This is a genomic window from Photorhabdus kayaii, assembly GCF_025384895.1.
Classification (GTDB): domain Bacteria; phylum Pseudomonadota; class Gammaproteobacteria; order Enterobacterales; family Enterobacteriaceae; genus Photorhabdus; species Photorhabdus kayaii.
Genome location: NZ_JAJAFZ010000016.1, coordinates 32,782 through 49,017, shown reverse-complemented (window position 1 = coordinate 49,017; position 16,236 = coordinate 32,782). Strand labels below are relative to the sequence as shown.

15 protein-coding genes are annotated in these 16,236 nt (G+C 42.9%); 7 read left to right on the top strand and 8 right to left on the bottom strand.

Going from position 1 to position 16,236, the window contains the following annotated elements:
• Positions 1-37 precede the first annotated feature (37 nt).
• From coaD to waaA, 3 genes are read right to left on the bottom strand one after another with little or no spacing between them, the layout of a single operon-like run.
• On the bottom strand, positions 38-520 hold the full coding sequence (coaD, locus tag LGZ98_RS08475; protein ID WP_113041812.1) for a pantetheine-phosphate adenylyltransferase: 483 nt from the start codon (positions 518-520) through the stop codon (positions 38-40).
• A complete protein-coding gene (locus LGZ98_RS08470) occupies positions 520-1,293 on the bottom strand; it encodes a glycosyltransferase family 2 protein (protein ID WP_262977970.1) in 774 nt (257 codons plus the stop codon). The genes coaD and LGZ98_RS08470 overlap by 1 nt, the downstream gene beginning before the upstream one ends.
• On the bottom strand, positions 1,294-2,571 hold the full coding sequence (gene waaA / locus LGZ98_RS08465) for a lipid IV(A) 3-deoxy-D-manno-octulosonic acid transferase (protein WP_112896072.1): 1,278 nt from the start codon (positions 2,569-2,571) through the stop codon (positions 1,294-1,296).
• Positions 2,572-2,800: 229 nt separating this feature from the next.
• Between waaA and rfaQ the strand changes: the two genes are divergently transcribed.
• From rfaQ to LGZ98_RS08445, 4 genes are all read left to right on the top strand, one after another.
• On the top strand, positions 2,801-3,865 hold the full coding sequence (gene rfaQ, locus LGZ98_RS08460; protein WP_228900838.1) for a putative lipopolysaccharide heptosyltransferase III: 1,065 nt from the start codon (positions 2,801-2,803) through the stop codon (positions 3,863-3,865).
• Positions 3,862-4,995, top strand: coding sequence for a glycosyltransferase family 4 protein (locus tag LGZ98_RS08455; protein ID WP_228900836.1), 1,134 nt, complete (start codon positions 3,862-3,864; stop codon positions 4,993-4,995). The genes rfaQ and LGZ98_RS08455 overlap by 4 nt, the downstream gene beginning before the upstream one ends.
• Positions 4,992-6,095 carry a glycosyltransferase gene (locus LGZ98_RS08450; protein ID WP_228900834.1) on the top strand — a complete coding sequence of 368 codons (1,104 nt, stop codon included), beginning with the start codon at positions 4,992-4,994 and terminating at the stop codon, positions 6,093-6,095. The genes LGZ98_RS08455 and LGZ98_RS08450 overlap by 4 nt, the downstream gene beginning before the upstream one ends.
• Positions 6,096-6,361: 266 nt before the next feature.
• Positions 6,362-7,321, top strand: coding sequence for a polysaccharide deacetylase family protein (locus tag LGZ98_RS08445; RefSeq protein WP_262977969.1), 960 nt, complete (start codon positions 6,362-6,364; stop codon positions 7,319-7,321).
• Between the two features lie 60 nt (positions 7,322-7,381).
• On the opposite strand, the gene rfaC is transcribed toward LGZ98_RS08445, so the two are convergent.
• From rfaC to rfaD, 3 genes are read right to left on the bottom strand one after another with little or no spacing between them, the layout of a single operon-like run.
• Positions 7,382-8,347, bottom strand: coding sequence for a lipopolysaccharide heptosyltransferase RfaC (rfaC, locus tag LGZ98_RS08440; RefSeq protein WP_262977968.1), 966 nt, complete (start codon positions 8,345-8,347; stop codon positions 7,382-7,384).
• Complete coding sequence (rfaF, locus tag LGZ98_RS08435) at positions 8,347-9,396, bottom strand: ADP-heptose--LPS heptosyltransferase RfaF (RefSeq protein ID WP_228900828.1); 1,050 nt, start codon at positions 9,394-9,396, stop codon at positions 8,347-8,349. Before rfaF ends, rfaC begins: the two co-directional genes overlap by 1 nt.
• Positions 9,397-9,406: 10 nt before the next feature.
• A complete protein-coding gene (gene rfaD, locus LGZ98_RS08430) occupies positions 9,407-10,345 on the bottom strand; it encodes an ADP-glyceromanno-heptose 6-epimerase (RefSeq protein WP_262977967.1) in 939 nt (312 codons plus the stop codon).
• A 234-nt stretch (positions 10,346-10,579) separates the two neighbouring features.
• Here rfaD and kbl point away from each other — a divergent pair, with 234 nt between their 5' ends.
• Together kbl and tdh are read left to right on the top strand one after the other, a co-directional pair.
• Complete coding sequence (kbl, locus tag LGZ98_RS08425) at positions 10,580-11,776, top strand: glycine C-acetyltransferase (RefSeq protein WP_011148904.1); 1,197 nt, start codon at positions 10,580-10,582, stop codon at positions 11,774-11,776.
• Between the two features lie 9 nt (positions 11,777-11,785).
• Positions 11,786-12,811, top strand: coding sequence for an L-threonine 3-dehydrogenase (gene tdh, locus LGZ98_RS08420; protein WP_113041802.1), 1,026 nt, complete (start codon positions 11,786-11,788; stop codon positions 12,809-12,811).
• A gap of 137 nt (positions 12,812-12,948) precedes the next feature.
• Here the strand turns inward: tdh and LGZ98_RS08415 are convergent, their stop codons facing one another.
• Both LGZ98_RS08415 and envC read right to left on the bottom strand, forming a co-directional pair.
• Entirely contained in the window at positions 12,949-13,860 is a 912-nt protein-coding gene (locus tag LGZ98_RS08415; RefSeq protein ID WP_228900821.1) for a divergent polysaccharide deacetylase family protein, read from the bottom strand.
• 4 nt (positions 13,861-13,864) lie between these two features.
• Positions 13,865-15,172 (bottom strand): murein hydrolase activator EnvC, encoded by a 1,308-nt coding sequence (gene envC, locus LGZ98_RS08410; RefSeq protein WP_262977966.1) that lies wholly within the window; start codon positions 15,170-15,172, stop codon positions 13,865-13,867.
• Positions 15,173-15,790: 618 nt separating this feature from the next.
• On the opposite strand from envC, the gene LGZ98_RS08405 reads away from it, so the two are divergent.
• A complete protein-coding gene (locus LGZ98_RS08405; RefSeq protein ID WP_262977965.1) occupies positions 15,791-16,228 on the top strand; it encodes a rhodanese-like domain-containing protein in 438 nt (145 codons plus the stop codon).
• The last annotated feature ends 8 nt before the right edge of the window (positions 16,229-16,236 follow it).

Below are 16,236 nucleotides of genomic sequence, written 5' to 3'. Positions count from 1 at the left end.
TATTCTACTGTGTGCCGCCTCCAGTGAACGGAGTAAATTACTTGCCCAGTTTTTTTAGCATAGCTTGGGCGACAGGTTCTGGCAGGAATGATGAGATATCGCCATCGTGGAGAGCGACATCTTTAATCAAGGATGAAGAGACAAACGAGAGATTTTGTGATGGCAGCAGAAAAACGCTCTCTAATTCCGGCATAAAGTGGCGGTTCATATTGGCAAGCTGCCATTCATACTCAAAATCAGATACTGAACGAAGGCCACGAATAAGAATATTTGCTTGTTGTTTTTTTGCAAAATTAGCCATTAATTCACAGAAACCTACCACCTCCACATTATCCAGATGTGAGATCACCTCTTTTGCCAAGGTAATGCGCTCATCCAGAGTAAACATAGGATTCTTTCTGGCACTGTTGGCGATAGCAAATAGAACATGGTCAAACATATCCGCGGCGCGGGTGACGATATCGATATGACCGTAGGTAACGGGATCAAATGTTCCGGGATAAATGGCTTTGGTTTTCATTAATTTTTACCCTTTTGTTGTCTCTTTTCCCACAATGCGACGTACTTATTAAACGTATATTGAGCATTGACAATAGCCAATACTAACCCTTGTTTACCATCAAGAAAGCCAGCTCGCAACAACCAGGTTTTAAAGAAAGCCCCAAAAGTGTGACTGAAAATTGAGAAATAACTGCACTGTTTACCTTGTTCATAGCGCTGTTCTGCCCAGGCTTTAGCATAATTTAGCTGTTTTCTCTGAAATTCCATCAAATCACGGCAAGTAAGATGAAGTAAATCCCCTTGCAAAATAACGACTGGAGCGCCATGAGTTTCAAGGGATTCATGCACTTGATTATCATTGTATTGATAACGATCACGGGCGTAGAGACGAATGACCCTATCTGGGTACCAGCCGCTGTGTTTCATAAAGCGGCCAAGGAACAAGTTCCGGCGGGCACAACTGTAGACTTTATTGTTATCAATATGGGCCAGAGTCTGTTCTATGGATGCTCTGAGTTCTGATGTTACGCGTTCATCAGTATCGATCATAAAAATATAATCACCAGAAGCGTATTGCTGAGCTAGCTGACGCTGACGACCAAATCCCGGCCAGTGAGTATTGGAGAATACTTTTGCACCCATTGCCTGCGCTATCTGACAGGTATCGTCTGAACTACCAGAATCGAGTACGATGATTTCATCAGCCCAACGGACTGAGGTCAGACAATCTGCTATCAGATCCGCTGAATTCTTAGCGATCATGACAACAGAAAGACGTTTTTTGTCACTCATTCAGTGGCTCCGAGGTGGGAGATAGGGTTCCAGCAGTTTAAGTAGACGTTGAAGAGCCCCCTGATTTTCATGCAGTACTTCTGCTGCGTGGCGACCATAATACAGACGATAATCTTCGTCAGTCAGTAAGCTATTGATCTCGGTGAATAAAGAGTGGCTGTCCGTAACGGTAATCAGACCATTAGCCTGATTCAGCTTGGTGCAGATATCCTTAAAGTTAAAGGTATGAGGACCCATCAGCACCGGAATAGCATGGGCTGCCGCTTCTAGCGGGTTGTGGCCGCCACGTTCAACCAGGCTGCCACCAACAAAAGCCAGATCGGCAATACCATAGAGCAGCATCAGTTCCCCCATAGTATTGCCGATAACTACCTGAATATTGGCGTCAGGGATTTTATCAGAACTGCGAAGAATATAGCTGAGTCCGGCTTTCTTTGTTAATTCTTCAGCTTTAATAAAACGTTCAGGGTGGCGTGGTACCAGGATCAGCAGCAGGCTTGGACATTGTTTCAGTAACTTGCAATGAGCATCTAGAATAATACTCTCTTCTCCATCATGGGTGCTGGTGGCTATCCAGACAGGACGGCGAGCAGCCCATTGGCGCCGTAATGTCACTGCTTTGGCTGCCAATTCAGGTGTTACTGAGATATCGAATTTCAAACTGCCAGTGATAGTCAGTTGAGAGCGTTTTAGACCCAGTTCAACAAAACGTTCACCATCTTCCGGATTCTGAGCGGCAATTAAGGTAATGCTGCGCAAAATTGTTTTTATGAAATTCCCTACTTTTTGATATCCCTCAGCGGAACGTGCAGACAAACGGGCATTAGCAATGACCAGAGGAATGTTACGTTGGTGAAGTTGGAAAATCAGATTAGGCCAAAGTTCTGTTTCCATAATAATGACTAACTTTGGATTAACTTGATTGAGAAAGCGCTCCATAGAACCGGGGAGATCGTATGGCAAATAGACGTGATTAACATCATTTCCCAGAGCAGAAAGCACTCTTTCTGAGCCCGTTGGCGTCATCGTTGTCACGGTAATCGGTAAAAAAGGATAGTGATGGCGCAAGGCTCTGACTAAAGGGATGGCGGCCAACGTTTCACCAACGGAAACGGAATGGAGCAGGATGCCTCCAGCGGCAACTTTACCGGCACAGAAACCGTAGCGTTCACCCCAGCGCTGACGGTAAGCAGGGGCTTGGCGGCTGCGGAGCAATAAACGCAACCAAATCAGAGGTTGGATAAGGTAGAGAAGTACCTGATATAAACGCAGTAACATTCTATCAAATTCACTTATATAAATTAGTGTCAATAGTATCACATTGCTTCAAAGAAAGTATGAAAATGCGTATGGCTTCTAGGATCTGAACAGAATTGGAGAGGTAAATGAGGATTTTTGCGTAAGATCGTGCTTCTATTATATGTGAAGGTAGAGTGGATTTTTTGCAGCTTCTGCACATGGTTGCGGCAGTTTTCTCTTTTATCTGTATCTTTATACTGGGAATGCAATGAGTAAATTATACACTCAATTTGACCGTATTCTAATAATAAAGTTACGACATCATGGTGATGTATTATTAATTACACCGGTTATTAATACCCTTAAGGATAATTATCCAGCGGTGGAAATTGATGTTTTACTCTATAAAGAAACTGAACCAATATTGGCTAATTTTTCTGCTGTGGATAATCTATTTTCTATAGATAGACAATGGAAGAAACAGGGAATTAAAACACATTTGGGGCATGAATGGAGATTGCTTAAACGATTAAGGCATCGTCAATACGACCTGGTTATTAATCTTACTGATCAATGGTATAGTGCATTTGTGACACGATTTACTGGCGCAAAAGTGCGTATTGGGTTTGATTTAGCAAAACGACGCAGCCTATTTTGGAAAAAATGTTTCACAAATCTTGTGCCGACAGAGCATAGTCAGTTTTTGCATATTGTTGAGCAAAATTTGTCAGCTCTTTCACTGTTAAATCTTCCATTAATCAACACGACAGTGACGATGAGTTACCGCCAGCAGGATAAAGAGGCTGTTTTGATGCTTTTTGATAAGCATGGTGTAGATCAAAAATATATTGTTGTGCAACCAACATCCCGCTGGTTTTTTAAATGTTGGGATGAAAAAAAGATGAGCGAAACGATTAATGCATTACAGTCTGATGGTTGGACAATCGTTGTTACCTCCGGGCCAGATCGTAAGGAGGAAGAGATGGTAGAGAAGATTTTATCAAATTGCCCAGAAGAGAGAGTGATTTCTTTTGCAGGCCAATTAACTTTGCCTCAACTTGCAGCGCTGATTGATGGGGCCAATTTATTCATCGGGATGGATTCTGTTGCTATGCATATGGCAGCTGCGCTAAAAACACCGGGTATCGCTTTATTTGGGCCATCAAAGTTAGTATTCTGGCGTCCGTGGGAAGCGAAAGGTGAAGTTATTTGGGCTGGTGATTATGGTGATTTACCTGATCCTGATGATGTTGATACTAAAACGGATATACGTTATCTGAATGTCATTCCCAGTGAGATGGTTATTGCTGCCGCCCGGAGAAATTTATTATGAAATTAGTACGTCTTGCAATTGTTCGGCAGAAATATCGTCCGGATGGTGGTGCAGAACGTTTTGTCTCCCGTGCCTTAGAGGCTTTAGGGAATGAAAATTTGGAGCTTAACGTTATTACGCGTTCCTGGCAGGGAGACGTTAATCCTGATTGGCATGTTCATTTAGCAAATCCTCATAAATGGGGGCGCATCAGCCGTGAGAGAGGATTTGCCAAAGCTGCCAAAACAATATGGGAACAAGAGCAATTTGATCTTGTTCAAAGCCATGAACGCATTGCTGGTTGTGATATTTATCGTGCGGGTGACGGCGTTCATCAGCGCTGGCTACAGCAGCGTGCGCGTGTTTTATCTCCTTGGCGGAGCAAATTACTTTTTACGAGTCGTTACCATCGTTATGTGATGGATGCTGAGCAAAAGATGTATTCGGCACCGGAATTAAAAATGGTTATTTGTAACTCGGAAATGGTAAAAAGGGAGGTCATGACGGATTTTGGGCTTTCTGAGGAAAAAATATCGGTTATTTATAATTCGATAGACAATAAACAATTTTTCCCGGCAACGGAATCTCAGAGAACACAATTAAGGAAAGAGCATAACCTTCCCTTGCAGGCTAAATGTTTAGTTTATGTTGGTTCGGGGTTTGAGCGAAAGGGATTAAAAGCCGCGATTCAGGCAGTGAGTGCAACGGATGCTTATTTAATCGTTGTGGGGCAGGATAAAGAAGAGAAAAAATATAAGCAGTTAGCTAATTCACTGGGATGTAATGAGCGCATCAGGTTTATGGGAGTTCAGAAAAGGACATTGCCTTTTTATCAGCTTGCAGATGGTTTGTTGCTACCGACCTTATATGATCCGTTTCCAAATGTGATACTGGAGGCAATGGCTTGCGGGCTGCCGGTAATAACCAGTACGACATGTGGTGGTGCTGAATTTATTACCTCTGGGAATAACGGGTTTGTATGTGATGCTTTGGCTGTTTCAGATATTACGGAAGCTATTCAGAATACGCCTTCGAATCATTTGAATAATAAAATGTCAGAATTAGCGAGAACAGGAATACTCTGTTATACACCGGAACATTTATCACAACAGCTCATTGAATTATACGAAAAGGTGCTCTCATCATCATGAAAGGACATATATTATTTATCATTGATGGATTACCTGGTGGCGGTGCGGAAAATGTCACTATCCGGCTTTGTGATGGTCTGCAACAGAGAGGATATGATGTTACGCTGCTCTCTTTGGCAGAGAAATGTGAATATTCAGTACCGAGTGGTATTGAACTGATCATTGATGTTGATGGATATAGAGGGCCTTTTAGAAGACAGACTGAGATTTGCCGTAGGGCTAAATCTATGGATAAGGTTTTAGAAAAAGTTTTTCTTCGCAAGGGAATCCCTACGCTGATTGTCTCAAACTTGCATAAAACTGATCGTATTGTCGTGCAATCAAAAGTGTTAGCGGGGTTAAATGTATGGTTTTGTATTCATGGCGTATTTTCAAACTCATATCTTGGTAATAAGACGGGATTATCTCGCTGGATCAAGAAACAAAAAATCAAGTGGACATATAATAACCGGAATTTAATTTGTGTATCTGATGCTGTAGGGAAAGATTTAAAGAATAATTTGTTACTTACGCCTAATGAAATGGTGACGATTTATAACCCTTTCAATATCCCAGAGATTAAAGAAAAATCTCTGCAAAATAACCTATATTCGGATGAAACCTATTTATTACATGTTGGTAGATTTCACCGGGTTAAGCGGCATGATCGTTTATTAGAAGCGTTTGCGAAAGCAGATATTCCATGTAAGTTATTGATTGTTGGTCACGGAGATGAGGCTATTACTCAACAGATAAAGCAGAAGATTATGGATTTAAACTTACAGTCTAAAGTTATTTTAACCGGATTCCTTGAAAATCCATTACCTGTTATCCGTGGAGCTAAAGCGGTTGTTTTGAGTTCTGACAGTGAAGGATTAGGGAATGTGTTAATTGAATCGTTGATTTGTGATACTCCGATTGTTAGCACGATGTGCCCTGGTGGCGTTAATGAAATTATGGTTGGTGAGTTGGAAAAATATAAATCAGAACTGACAGTTGATTCGTTTGCAGAGAAAATGAAGTTTGTCTACTATGAGCCGCCTGTAATTACTGAGGATATGTATAAGAAGTTTGATTTAGATATTATTTTGGCAAAATATCTATCTTTAATTAAGAAGTAAGAGAGGTTAGATGCGCTTTTCAAGTTTGGTTATTAGGATAAGTTAATGGATAAAAAAAGTTCCAAAAATTAAGAGAACTTAATAGAAGAAAAAACAAATTTCCGAAAGATCTAACATTTCATAGCGTTTTTTATTGATAAGATTAGATACGAAATATAGGATTTAATGAGATATAGAACTGCTATATATATGATAAGATAATTGCACTATTTCATAGATCTGCGTACTATAAAACCCTCATTTTATTCTATTGTGGGCATATTCTGATGACTCGACCTGCATTTATTATCACTATTGATACTGAGGGTGATGACCTGTGGCAAAATCACGGTCAGATCTCGACAAAAAATACTCATTATTTACCAAAGTTTCAGCATTTATGTGAACGTTTTGGTTTTAAGCCAGTTTGGTTGACGAACTATGAAATGGCAATGGATGATTTATATATTAAATTTGCTAAAGATGTTATTGCCAGAGGGCAGGGGGAAATTGGTATGCATTTACATGCCTGGAATAATCCACCACTTGTTCCTCTTACCGACGATGACATGCGTTATAAACCTTATCTGATTGAATTTCCAAAAGAACAAGTTAGAGCCAAAATTGATCTGATGACTAAGTTATTGGAAGACAAACTACAGATTAAAATGTTAAGCCATCGGGCAGGTCGTTGGGCATTTAATGAATATTATGCTGAATTGCTGGTGGAATATGGTTATCAAGTCGATTGTTCAGTAACACCACGGGTTAATTGGCGTTTCACCAAAGGCGATCCTAATGGCAACGGTGGAACTGATTATCGTCACTTTCCATCTTATGCCTATTTTGTGGATTTGCAGAATATTGCTAAAGAAGGTGACTCTTCTTTGCTGGAAGTCCCCATGAGTATTCAATATAAACACCCTCCACTGATGAATTTCCTTAAACAGAAATATGACAGCTTACGTGGGAAACAGCGTTCTCCATCTGTTAACTGGTTAAGACCAAAAGGGGGCAATTTGGAACAAATGAAAAAAGTGGTCCAACAGACATTAGCAGAAGGCAGTGATTATATTGAATTTATGTTGCATTCATCTGAATTTATGCCTGGTGGTAGCCCGACATTTAAAAATGAAGAACAGATTGAATTACTTTATCAGGATCTGGAGGCACTCTTTAACGACTTACAGCCAGAGGTTCGAGGAATGACATTGGCTGAATATTATCAATTTAAGAAGTCATCATGATTAATAAAGCAGTCACGTGAAATAGGCGTCTGCCAGAAACGCCTCAGATTTAATAATTAATCAGCCAATATTTTTTTGAAGATGAGCTAACACTTTCGATGGCGTAATACTTTTGATATTCCCATCTTCCGCTTTTAAAGATATTTGTTCTTTGCCATAGCCACCAATGAGCCCTGGATCTGTCGGACCAAACAACGTGATATTAGGGCGATCCAATGCGGCAGTGAGGTGGCTCAGGCCGGTATCAACAGAAACAACGGCTTTTGAGCAGGCCAGCTCTTGGGCAACTTGCGCCAAAGTCAGCTTTGGCAATACTTCCACATGAGAGAAGTTTTCCGCTAGTCTCAGCGCACGTTGGTATTCATGTTCTGCGCCCCAAGGGAGCTTAATTTTCATACCCGTTGGCTGAATTTCAGCAATAAGTTGTCTCCAGTGGCTTTCCGGCCAATGTTTTTCATCGCGAGTGGTGGCATGGAGAAAAACCAGATAATCGCCCTGATTTTCTAATTTCTGCTTTAAAAAGTGACGGGCAATCCCATAATCGCCCTGTGCCGCCGGTTTGGTATAACCCAGGCTGACAGCAAACAGTTCTCGAATGCGCTCTACGGCGTGCTGTTGCTTGCTGACCGCATGACAGCAATCATAAAAAAAACTTGCTAATGGCTCACGGATACTTTTGCGGTTGTAACCATGTTTAGGACCATAAGCGAGTCGGGTTACCAGAAATGCGCTTTTTAATAACCCTTGAGCATCGATGATGGCATCATATTGATGTAATTTTAATTTTTCTTTGAATAAACGGCGTTCTGCACGAATTTCTGGGCTAAACCAGTTTTTACGCCAGCGGCGAATAGCAACAGGAATAATTTGATCAACCGCACTATGCCAGCCGGGGATTTGAGCAAAACCTTCCTCTACTACCCAATCAAAACGGACGTCAGGTAAGTTTCTTTCTGCATCAGTCAGTGCAGGGAGCGAGTGGAGGACATCGCCCATAGAAGAAGTTTTGACCAATAAAACCCGCATTAACTCTGGTTCTCCGCTTGTAATAATTTTTCTAGAGAAGTGATAACTCGCTCTGGCTGAATATCAATCAGACTCTGGTGATAGCCATGTGCACTGTCACCTTTTCTGACTTTATGATAGCCAGTAATAAGACGGATAACTTCCGCTTTATCGGATAATGGTGGAGTAAAATCTGGGCTACTTGGGCCGTAAAGCGCAACCAGAGGGCGATTAAGTGCTGCGGCAACATGCATCAAACCAGAATCGTTGGTCACAATGGCATCACAGGCCGCGATAATATTGACGGCCTGCTCAAGAGAAGTTTGTCCGGCAAGATTGATACAGTGTTCGCAAGCTTCTTCAGTCAGTGAGTTGCGGATATCCTCTCCACTTTCGTGATCTTTGGCAGAGCCAAATAGCAGAATTTGATACCCCTTTTTAGTAATAAGCTGTTGAGCTAACGCGGCATAATGATAATGCGGCCAGCGTTTTGCTGGGCCAAATTCTGCACCGGGGCAGAAGCCGATGATAGGCCGATGATCAGAAATATTGAATGCCGCGGTGGATTCAGCAATATCTTCGTCACTGACATCTAGTTGAGGCCAAAGTAATGGTTGAGGCAGGTCTGCCGCACTACTGGGTTTTGCATCGTAAGCCAATGCGGCATAGCGTTGCACCATTAATGGGAAGGCTTCTTTATTCAATGTACGAATATCATTAAGCAATCCATATCTCATTTCACCGCGCCAGCCAGTGCGCAGAGGAATATTGGCGAAGAAAGGCACTAAGGCAGATTTGAAAGAATTTGGTAGCACATAAGCGCGATGATATTTACGTTCACGTAGGGCGACCCCCAAACGGCGGCGTTCACCCAATGCCAGTGCGCCATGTCCTAATGGCATAGCTAATGCTTGATTGACCTCCGGCATTTTGTCCAGCAGTGGGCGGCACCAGGCTGGAGCCATCACATCAATTTCTGCATTAGGATGCAAAGCCTTTAACGTCCGGTAAAGGCTCTGCGACATCATCATGTCACCCACCCACGAGGGGCCGATTACCAATATTTTCATAGTGAGTAGATTACTTATCCTGATTGAGCCAATGCATATATTCCGTTACCCCTTCGGCAACGGTTTTGAATGGCTTATCATAACCCGCCGCGCGAAGTTTGGTCAGATCTGCTTGCGTGAAGCGCTGATAACGACCTTTCAGATGTTCAGGGAAATCAATATGTTCAACAGTGAGTGATTTATCTTTATGGCATTCAACAACCGCATCTGCAACCGCCTGGAAAGATTCAGCACGACCCGTTCCACAGTTATAAATACCGGAAACGTTGTTTTTCCAGAACCAAAGATTAACCGCAGCGGCATCACCAACATAAATAAAATCACGTTGAAAGCTTTCACTGCCGGCGAATAGTTTTGGGTTTTGTCCCTGATTGATTTGATTATTCAAATGAAAGGCAACGCTAGCCATACTCCCTTTATGCCCTTCACGTGGTCCATACACATTGAAATAACGGAAACCACAAATTTGTGAATCAGCTTGAGGCAGGATCTCCCGGACATATTGGTCGAATAGAAATTTAGAGTAACCATAAATATTGAGCGGTTTCTCATATTGACGCTCTTCGATAAAATTATCAGTACGGCCGCCATAGGTTGCTGCTGAGGAGGCGTACAGGAAAGGAGTGCCGCGTTCAAGGCAATAATGCAGCAATTCTTTGGAATATTGATAGTTATTATCCATCATATATTTGCCATCCCACTCGGTTGTGGATGAGCAAGCGCCTTCATGGAAAATAGCGTCAATATCACCGAAGTCATCACCGGCCAGAATACTGGCAATAAACTCTTCCTTGTCCATGTAATCAGCAATATCCAAGTCAGCCAGATTGATGAACTTAGTACCATCTTTTAGATTGTCTACGACCAGAATATCTTTATATCCTTCGTCATTTAGTGCTTTGACAATATTGCTACCAATAAATCCAGCACCGCCAGTGACAATAATCATCCGACTCACCTCTACAATCGGGTTAATGAAGCAAATTGCTTCTATAATAACATCTAACATCCGTGACGACAGCAGCTTAAGCAGGGGAATATACTGAAATATTATGGTAATTCAGATTGCATGACGTGACGGATACAGCAAAGTTAATATTATCTGCCTGATAGTGTCGTCAGTAGCCTGATCAATGAGTAAAATATCTCACAACCCTTCATTTATAAATCAGGAGAAAAATAAATGTCAGCGTCATTTTATCAGCAAATTAATGAACAATTAGAACAAGCCCATTCTGAAGGATTGTTCAAAAATGAACGTATCATCACCTCTGCACAAAATGCTGACATTGCTGTAGCCGATGGCAGCCACGTTATTAACTTCTGCGCAAATAACTACTTAGGTTTGGCTAATCACCCTGAGCTTATTGCCGCGGCTAAAGCAGGAATGGATAGCCACGGTTTTGGTATGGCATCTGTTCGTTTTATTTGTGGAACTCAGGATACTCATAAAGCGCTGGAGAGAAAACTGGCAGAATTTTTGGGTATGGAAGATGCTATTCTTTATTCTTCTTGTTTTGATGCTAATGGTGGTTTATTTGAAACGCTATTTGGGCCGGAAGATGCCATTATCTCTGATGCGTTGAATCATGCTTCTATTATTGATGGTGTCCGTTTATGCAAAGCGAAGCGTTATCGCTATGCTAATAATGATATGCAGGAACTGAGAGCACAATTAGAGAAAGCGAAAGCAGATAATGCACGCCATATTGTGATTGCAACCGATGGTGTGTTCTCGATGGATGGTGTGATTGCTGATTTAAAATCTATCTGTGATCTGGCTGATGAATTTGATGCAATGGTCATGGTGGATGACTCCCATGCTGTTGGTTTTGTTGGTGCTCATGGCCGTGGTACTCACGAATATTGTGACGTCATGGATCGCATTGACATCATTACCGGCACATTAGGTAAAGCGTTGGGTGGTGCTTCCGGTGGCTATACCGCGGCACGTAAAGAAGTTGTTGAGTGGCTGCGCCAGCGCTCACGCCCATATCTGTTCTCTAACTCACTGGCTCCGGCGATTGTCGCGGCATCCATTAAGGTGTTGGATATGCTGAAAGAGGGAGATGCATTGCGTGATCGTCTGTGGAAGAACGCTAACCTGTTCCGTGAAAAAATGACAGCCGCAGGTTTCACTTTGGCGGGGGCTGACCATGCGATTATTCCGGTTATGTTAGGTGATGCGAAATTGGCACAGGAGTTTGCCGCAGAATTACTGAAAGAAGGCATTTATGTTACTGGTTTCTTCTATCCGGTAGTCCCTAAAAATCAGGCCCGTATCCGCACGCAAATGTCAGCAGCGCATACGGAAGAGCAAATTGAACGTGCAGTTGCAGCGTTCACGCGAATTGGTAAGCAATTAAATGTAATTGCATAAGGCATCTTTATGAAAGCATTGTCAAAGTTAAAGGCAGAAGAAGGCATCTGGATGATCGATGTGCCCGAGCCAGAGCTGGGGCACAATGATGTGATGATCAAAATCCGTAAAACAGCGATTTGTGGTACGGATGTGCACATCTATAACTGGGATGATTGGTCACAAAAAACCATTCCTGTACCGATGGTTGTTGGTCATGAGTATGTCGGCGAAGTTGTTGCTATTGGTCAGGAAGTAAAAGGTTTTAAAATGGGTGACCGGGTGTCTGGCGAAGGGCATATTACTTGTGGTTACTGCCGTAACTGTCGTGGTGGCCGTACTCACTTATGCCGTAATACTATTGGCGTAGGGGTAAACCGCGCTGGTTGTTTTGCTCAATATCTGGTTATTCCTGCATTTAATGCATTCAAAATCCCAGATAACATCTCTGATGAACTGGCTTCTATTTTTGACCCATTTGGCAATGCTGTTCACACCGCGCTCTCGTTTGATCTGGTTGGCGAAGATGTGTTGGTTTCTGGTGCAGGTCCAATTGGTATTATGGCGGCGGCAGTGTGTAAACATGTTGGCGCACGTCATGTTGTTATCACCGACGTTAACGAATATCGCCTTGAGTTGGCACGTAAAATGGGCGTCACCCGTGCGGTGAACGTCAGCCAGGAAAATCTGACTGATGTCATGGCGGAATTGGGCATGACGGAAGGTTTTGATGTTGGTTTGGAAATGTCCGGCGCCCCGGTGGCGTTTCGTACCTTATTAAATACCATGAATCACGGCGGCCGTGTTGCACTGTTGGGCATTCCTCCATCAGATATGGCAATTGATTGGAATCAGGTGATTTTCAAGGGCTTGTTTATTAAAGGTATTTATGGCCGTGAGATGTTTGAAACCTGGTATAAAATGGCTACATTGATTCAGTCTGGTTTGGATCTGACACCCATTATCACTCACCGGTTCTCTATTGATGATTTCCAGAAAGGCTTTGACATCATGCGTTCAGGGCAGTCTGGTAAAGTTATTCTGAACTGGGATTAACTGACCGAGTGAGTTATCACTAAAATTGACAGGCGCTTTTAGCTCTTGAGCGCCTATTTGAGGCATTAGCAATATTGCAAGCTATCATCGAATAAATAGAAATAACAAGGTGATTGGTTATTCCTTAATATGAATTTCTATTCTGTTTTATCCTGAGATTTATCACCGGTCAGTTTCTGGATATATCGGCTTACCGTGTTCACAATAGGATTATCAACCAGAGTATCGCCAATAACGGCCAGATAATCTTGGCTGGTAACTGTAGCGGGTGCCTCTTTTATTTCACACAGCTTGCCCCATTTAGGCTGATTATCACCAACAGGTTTGCCACTTAACAACCTACTTGGGCTAACTAACTCAATATCAGCGGGAAGCGTTGGCAGCATCTGCTGTAATGCACGAATGGTTGTTGAATGAGGATGACCGATAGCAATAGCGGAACCATTCTTACGGGCAATGGAAATCGCACGGTTTAACTGATGGCGAGTTTCCGCTTCTGATTGCACATCATCTAGGAAAACATTACGGCGGATAACGCGAACGGGCGTGTCTTTCGCTGCCTTTGTTACCTGAGTATTGCCAATCGTCACGCTGTCGAGAAAATAGAGGTTATAACCAGACAGTGAACGCATCACTTTCTGCATTCCCGGCAAACTCGAAGTCATAGCGCTGCCCATATGGTTATTGATCCCTACAGCATAAGGAACTTTTTGTATTGCACGCTGGATGATGCGGTCAATATCTTCACTGCTCATGGTTGGCTGGAGAGTATCCGGCTCTAGCAATTGCTTACTTAAAGGTGCCATTGGCAGGTGGATTAAGATCTCCCGCCCTTGTTTATAGGCTTTTTCGGCCATCTCCCTGCCATGCGGTGAATCCGGCAGAATGGCGATAGAGATTGCAACAGGCATCTGCAATATTTTGTTTTCGTTATGAGGACGGTAACCAAAATCATCAATAACAATTGCCAGACGGGCTGCACTGGCTTGTAGGCTCAAGAGTAGCAGGGCGGTAGTACCAATGAGTTTTGCGAGTTTGCGTTGTCTCACCTGATTATCTCCCAAGCCACGGTTGTGGGTTTACCGCTCTTCCCTGACGGCGAATTTCAAAATAGAGAGCGGGTTGCTGCTGACCGCCACTGTTACCGACCAATGCAATAGGTTGTCCGGCCCGAACTTGCTGGCCGACCCTGACTAGGGCACTCTGATTATAGCCATAGAGACTCATATCACCTTTACCATGCTCTATAACGACAACCAGCCCATAGCCTTGTAGCCAGTCAGCCAGTAAAACCCGGCCATCGGATATCGCTCTGACTTCCGTACCTTCTGTGGCTGAAATCACCATGCCTTTCCAGCGTAATTCGCCTTGCAGCGCTTCACCAAACTGATGTATCACCTTACCGTGGACAGGCCAGATTGCCTGACCAGCCGGACGACCAAGGCCACCGGTACGCGCCATCAATGCGCGTTCATCTTCAGTGGGTTTATAGCTGGAACCTTTTTGTTGTGCTTGCTTCTGTTTCGCTGCAATTTGAGCACGAACACGGGCGGCTTCTCTGGCTTCTCGTTCAGCGCGTGCTTTCGCTTCCCGTTCTGCCTTAGCGATTTTATCTCGCAGACGGGTTTCATTTTGTTTTAGTTCAGCGAGATTTTTCTGGTCTTTCTTTAAGGAAGATTCCAGTTCAGTTAGGGTTTTCTGCCGGGCATTGCGGGCCACTTCCATTTGCTGTTTCTGCTGCTGCTGTTCAGTCAGCACTTGTTTCTGCTCTTCCTGTTTCTGCTGCTCAAGTTTTTTTTGTTCAGTTAAATCAAGGGCTGTTTGCTCAAGTTTAACAATGGTGTCCTGGCGGGCTTGATTAAGGTAGCTATAGTAAGCGAGTATGCGCTCACCTCTCTTGCCCTCTTCTCCTCTGAACATGAGTTCAAGCCCTTGATGTTGCCCTTGACGAAATGCTGCATCCAATTGGCGTGCCAGCATATCTCGTTGCGCTTTTTGTTGTTTTTCCAGTTTTTTGATATTGGAGACTAGAGCGGCAATCTCTTTATTCAGCTTACTGAGTTGAGTTTGAGTGTTGTGGAGAGATTGACCAATTTTGGAAATGGTATTTTCCTGATCTTTCAACTGATTTAGCAAAGAACTCCGTTTTTGCTGTTGTTGTTGCACACTTTTCTCTTTCTCCTCGATGTTTTGTTGGAGATCTTTCAGCTGATTTTTATTGGCGATAATTTGATTCGCAAAGGTACTAAAGCTGAAAATAACCAATAGGAAAGCATAGAACAATAAGGCACAGATATCATTCCGCCGTGAGTTCTGATTGCGCCGATAATTACGGCTATGCATTTCCTTGTCGTCAGCCATTTCTGTAAATATACCTTGCTACTGTATGCACTAGATTATTTCATGATGAACAAAGAGTTACCAGATGCTACGCTGATTTTTTACACTTTAGATAATGCTGTCTTAACATCGAAATCGAATATACCCGTTATCTTTCAAGTTGCCTCTTTGTTGGCTGCACTCACTCACCCCGGTCACATAGTTATCTATACCCGTCATCTTTCAAGTTGCTTCTTTGTTGGCTGCACTCACTCACCCCGGTCACATAGTTTTCTATACCCGTCATCTTTCAAGTTGCTTCTTTGTTGGCTGCACTCACTCACCCCGGTCACATAGTTTTCTATGCTCCCGGGGATTCGCTCCCTTGCCGCCGCGATGCATCTTGAAATCCATAGGGTATAAATATAGACATATTAGCCTATTTATCGTTGAAATTCCCGCATACATACATTTAGTGTGACAGAACATATGCTGGTAATGTACTTAAGGTGCTTCATTTTCAGGATATTTTTATTTTTTCTCGAAACTCTCCGCAAAATTTGCATTGAGCTTATGCTATTTGGCTGTAATTGACGCAACACAAAGGTATACTCTGGAACCTTAGATATTTGTTATTAACCAACGGGAGTTGTTGCCCCCATGCTGCAAGAAATCATGCAATTTATTAACCAGCATATGACCTTAAGCCTCATCTGGATTGCGCTGCTGGTTGCTGTTATTGTGACGACAACGAGAGGTTTCTTCTCTAAAACCAAAGAGATAACTCGTGCTCAAGCTATTAATCTGATCAATAAAGAGGAAGCCATCGTCGTGGATTTACGTTCCCGTGAAGATTTCCGCAAAGGGCATATTATTGGCGCAGTAAACCTGACTCCCTCTGAAATTAAAGACAACAATTTTGCTGAGTTGGAAAAACATAAAAAGCAGCCTGTAATTGTTGTTTCTGCGAATGGCGCTGAATCTCGTACTCCGGCAGAGAATCTTCTTCGTGCTGGTTTTGAACGTGTATGTTCCTTGAAAGAAGGTTTGGTTGGTTGGACAGGCGAAAACTTGCCATTGGCACGTGGTAAAAAGTAATCATTTTG